The sequence below is a fragment of the Streptobacillus notomytis genome, assembly GCF_001902585.1.
Classification (GTDB): Bacteria; Fusobacteriota; Fusobacteriia; order Fusobacteriales; family Leptotrichiaceae; genus Streptobacillus; species Streptobacillus notomytis.
This window is the reverse complement of record NZ_LKKV01000143.1, coordinates 1-938: the sequence shown is the minus strand read 5'-3', so window position 1 is coordinate 938 and position 938 is coordinate 1. Positions and strand designations below refer to the sequence as shown.

1 pseudogene is annotated in these 938 nt (G+C 23.1%); it reads left to right on the top strand.

The annotated features are described in order from the left end of the window. Nucleotides 1–551: 551 nt before the first annotated feature. Nucleotides 552–938, top strand: a pseudogene (locus tag BUE91_RS06800) (hypothetical protein); the annotation flags it as partial.

The window sequence follows — 938 nt, the reverse complement described above, 5'->3', positions numbered from 1 at the left end:
AGTTAATACTACTGTTTTTCTATTAAATAGGAATATTTTGGTAGAAAAATAAATAATAAAGTTTAATTTAAATATGATTACATCATAACATAAAGTAAATGCAGAACTTATTAAAATAAAGAATGCACACATTATTTATTAACAGAGGTATAATTTTTAGTTAATAAAGAGATAGAAGAATAAATTGAATAAATTAAAAATTAAAGTTTAAAAGCACTCAATTTAAAATAGTATAAAAATATAAAGTACGATATTTTATACTGTAATACACAAAATGATGTAGAAATTAATAAAATCTATACAATTCTTTATTAGATAATTTATATTAGTGTGTAAGGGTGTAAATGGAAGATATAGTAATGTGAGATAAATATATATGCTGAGTATGGTTCGATATTTTATAGGGATTGATATAGTTAATATAAAATTAATAATATTTAGTTTAAATATTTTTTTAACAAACATATATTTTACTATTGACAATAAATGTGGGGGGGGGTATAATAGGATGGATTTGTTATATATTCAAAGTAAAAAATAAGGAGGATGAAGTGTTTAAAAATAAACTTATTTGGTTAATGACAATAAGCACAACAGTATTAGGAGCACAATATTATGTAAATAATGAAATTAAATTAGAACTAGGATATGAAGATAAATTAAATACAAAAGCATCAAATGAAATAAACTGGGGAGGAGTTTTTGGAAGTAAAAAAGAAGTATTTACTCTTGCTGGAGCAGAGGTAGGAGGAGAAAAAAAATTTAGTGATAAAAAGAGTGGGAGTTTAAATGCTAAAGGATATGCGGGAATAAACTTTAAAAAGAAATTAACAGAAGAAATAGAGTTAATATTAAATGCTACTTACATGTATAATAGCAAAGATAAATATGAAAGTTATATAAGAGAGCTTACTAAAAATAGAGGAGAATGGGACAAG